This window comes from Thauera sp. (assembly GCF_034003485.1).
In the GTDB taxonomy this organism is placed as follows: Bacteria; Pseudomonadota; Gammaproteobacteria; order Burkholderiales; family Rhodocyclaceae; genus Thauera.
The window spans coordinates 1-3,409 of the sequence record NZ_JAVEYL010000082.1; the positions used below are offsets into that span (position 1 = coordinate 1).

The 3,409-nt window shown below is 64.7% G+C and carries 3 protein-coding genes; 1 reads left to right on the forward strand and 2 read right to left on the reverse strand.

Going from position 1 to position 3,409, the window contains the following annotated elements:
• Window positions 1-64 precede the first annotated feature (64 nt).
• A complete protein-coding gene (gene dksA / locus RBT54_RS18330) occupies window positions 65-490 on the reverse strand; it encodes an RNA polymerase-binding protein DksA (RefSeq protein ID WP_094268036.1) in 426 nt (141 codons plus the stop codon).
• A gap of 177 nt (window positions 491-667) precedes the next feature.
• Here dksA and RBT54_RS18335 point away from each other — a divergent pair, with 177 nt between their 5' ends.
• The gene (locus RBT54_RS18335; RefSeq protein ID WP_320368417.1) at window positions 668-1,675 is read left to right on the forward strand and encodes a nucleoid-associated protein; all 1,008 of its coding nucleotides are present in this window, start codon (window positions 668-670) and stop codon (window positions 1,673-1,675) included.
• Window positions 1,676-1,885: 210 nt separating this feature from the next.
• Here the strand turns inward: RBT54_RS18335 and RBT54_RS18340 are convergent, their stop codons facing one another.
• Window positions 1,886-3,160: a hypothetical protein gene (locus tag RBT54_RS18340; protein WP_320368418.1), complete on the reverse strand. Its 1,275-nt coding sequence runs from the start codon at window positions 3,158-3,160 to the stop codon at window positions 1,886-1,888.
• Window positions 3,161-3,409 lie beyond the last annotated feature (249 nt).

Consider the following 3,409-nt stretch of genomic DNA (forward strand, 5'->3'; position numbering starts at 1 on the left):
CGACCCGGGAAAAAGGCAAAAAAAAGGACGCCGCAGCGTCCTTTCCGCGTATTGCACCGTCCGCTTACTTCGCGACCTGGCGCTCGCGCATTTCTTCCAGCGTCTTGCAGTCGATGCACATGGTGGCGGTCGGGCGCGCTTCCAGGCGCTTCAGACCGATTTCCACGCCACAGCTGTCGCAGTAGCCGTACTCGCCGGCCTCGATGCGGCCCAGGGCTTCATCGATCTTCTTGATCAGCTTGCGCTCGCGATCGCGGTTGCGCAGTTCCAGAGCGATGTCCGATTCCTGGCTGGCGCGGTCGTTCGGGTCGGCAAACACCGTGGCCTCGTCCTGCATCGTGTGCACGGTACGCTCGATGTCATCCATCAGCTCGCTCTTGAGCGTGCTGAGGATCTCGCGGAAGTGGGCCATCTGCTTCTCGCTCATGTATTCCTCGCCAGCGGCGGGAACGTAGGGCGGGAATTGCTTGTGCAGGGTATCGTCAGCCATGAATCAACTTCCGTAGGTTGGTGAATGGGTAGAGGCGACTTAATAGCAGAATCGGCTTGATGCGGCAAGCCGACGGGCATGAACGGTGCAAGTCCGGCGCCGGCCGCGCGCCAGGCGGGCATCCTGCCCGCGCCCGTGCGAGAATCCCGGCCCCGTTCATCCGCCCGGAGCCCTCCGATGCCCGTCTCCCAGCACACCGTCACGCAACTCATTGTCCATCGCCTCGTCAAGGAGGCGGAAAGGCCGGCATCCCTCATCTGCCGACCGGTCAACTGCACGCTGGATGCGGTGGCCGTGCGTCTGGTCGAGCGGCTCTGCGGGCAGTACGAGTCGCGTTCCGCGAAGGGCTTCGGACGCTTCGAGGAGGACGAGGAGGTCTTCCCGCTCGCACGCTGGCTGCGTGCTCTTGTGAGCGAGCAGGGGCTCGACTTTGCGGGCTTCTCGCAGCAGGTCGCGCAGCACCTGCAGGCGATCGCGGACGAGGAGGAACTGGAGCAGGGCGGCCTGGTCGTCGTGGCGCGCATCGACGAGGGCGGTGCCGACTGCCTGTGGATCGCGCTGGTCGCCGAGGAGGCCGGGATCTCGGTCAGCGGCGGGCTCGACGTGAGCGACTGCCTGCATGTCGATTTCGCCGGGCTGCAGGCGGCGGGTCGGATCGATCTCGATGGTTGGCGACGGGGGGACGAGCGCTACATCGGTTTCCTGCGCGGACGCGGTAAGGGCGGAGCCTTCTTCAAGCGTTTCCTCGGCTGCAGCGATGTGGTCGTCGCCTTGCAGGAGACGAAGAAGCTGGTCGCTACGCTGAGTCACTTTGCCGACCAGCAGCAGCTCGAGCCCACACGGCGCGACAGCTTGCTCGAGCGCGCCCACGACTATCTGGACACGCTGGGCGAGAACGGCGAGCCGGTGAGCTTCGAGGAGTTGGCGCGGGAGGTGTATCCGGAGCAGCCGGCACGGCTCGGATCGGCCCTCAATGCGCCGGAGGCGCGTCTGGCGAGCGGGTTCGTGCCCAACCGGCGCGCGATCAGGCCGCTGGTGCGCTTCAGTGCCAGCGGCGAGCAATGGAAGGTGGAGTTCGATCGCAGCAGCCTGCATTCGGGCGCGGTGCACTACGATCCGGCGACCGACACGCTGGTCCTGTCGGGCGTGCCCGACTACCTGAAGCGCATGCTCGAGGAAGGCTGATCCTCACGCGGCGGGCCAAAGTGCCCGCACAAAAGAAAAGCCCGAGCGCTTGCGGGCCCGGGCTAAATCCACACCAAAGGAGGAAGTGGAGGAGACGGTTCGAATCATAATGCAGGGATTGCTGCGTTGCAACAATTCAACCTGCAAAATTTTTCTATCGGGCTATTTGCTTGAGCTGGGGCGGATTCGACGGTGTGCGAACCTCTTCGATCAGAACACGAAATCCATGGTGACGCTGAAGACGGTCATGTCGCCGTCCCAGTCTGGCGTTTCGCCACGATAGGGGAAGATCGACTCGGGCTTGCCGTCGATGCGGTCGATCTGGCCCTTGAGCGCGATTCGCGGTGCGACGTCCCAGCGCACGCCCAGCGCAACGGTATTCTGGTGCGCGTAGAAATTGCTGGTGATGAGGTCGATCAGCGGACGGGCGCCGGACGGGATCGGCGACCTGATGTCGGGCGCGGACGAGCGGATCTGGGAATAGCCGAGGTAGGGTGTGACCGATCCGATACGGTAGGCGCCGATGACGTAGGCCGAGCGGGTGTCACGATAGAACTCGCTGTCATGGACGACACGGTTCGCCATGGCCTGGATTTCCAGCGGGCCGTCCTCGTAGGCGATGCCGATCGCGTCATAACGCGTCTTGCGTCCTTTCACCTTCAGTTCGGGCGCGATGGCGAAGGCATTCGCGCCCACCAGTTCGACGATCGGAATCTCATGCTCGAAGCGGACCTGCGTCGTGCCTAGGCGCAGTTGCCAGGGGCCGACCGTGTAGTCGAGATAGCCGCCACGGATGTCCGAACCACGCAGGTCCCAGGTCAGCGAGTCCTTCATCGAGGTCTTCTCGGCCGCCTGGCCGGCGAACAGCTTGGCTTCGAGCAGGCCGTTCCCGAGCGGGAAGGTGGCGGTGACATCGACGCCGTCGAAGTAGGAGAAGATCAGCTGTCCGTAGAAGTCCTGCGGCGGGCGCACGGTGAGATTGGCGTAGCCGATGAGGCGGGAGTCGGCATGCATGTAGAAGTCCGTTCCCATCCGGCCAGCACGCGCGGCCCACTGCGACGAGAACTCGTGGCGCAGGAAGGCCCATGAGATCTCGGGGCCGTAGCTGCCGTCGTAACGGTAGCGGCTCAGTGCCTGCACCACCGCGTTCGTCTGCGGCGTGAGGCGCATGTTGGCCTGCACGCCAAGCAGCGAGTCGATCTTGGGGCTCCAGTCGGTCCGCACGCCATAGGCCTGCGAGAGGTCGCGCACGAACTCGGCGTTGTCGTCGTCGGAGCGCGCAAAGCCGAGCGTGCCGAAACCGAGCACGCTGACGGATGGGGTGTAGGCGGGAGAGGCAGTGGACGGCTCGGCCTGGCTGGTCTGCGGGACGCTGCAAAGCACCATCGACAGCACCGCGGGCAGGCATGCGGAAAGCATGCGCAGGGCGGGTGTGCGTCCGCGCCGCGTCACCGGGCGACGCTGGCGAGTGTTGGCCAAGTCCATTTCAATTCCGCAAGACCTATGGATATGCAGGGCAGTATAGCGGAATGATCCATGACAACGTCGAGGGCCGAGCCGCGCGCGCGGGCGGGCGCTCGCGGCTCGATCCGACGGCCGATCAGCGCGCGATCGGCTTGTAGCGGATGCGCTTCGGCTTCGCGCCTTCCTCGCCCAGGCGCTTCTTCTTGTCCTCTTCGTATTCCTGGTAGTTGCCGGCGAAGAAGGTCCATTGCGAATCGCCTTCGGCCGCCA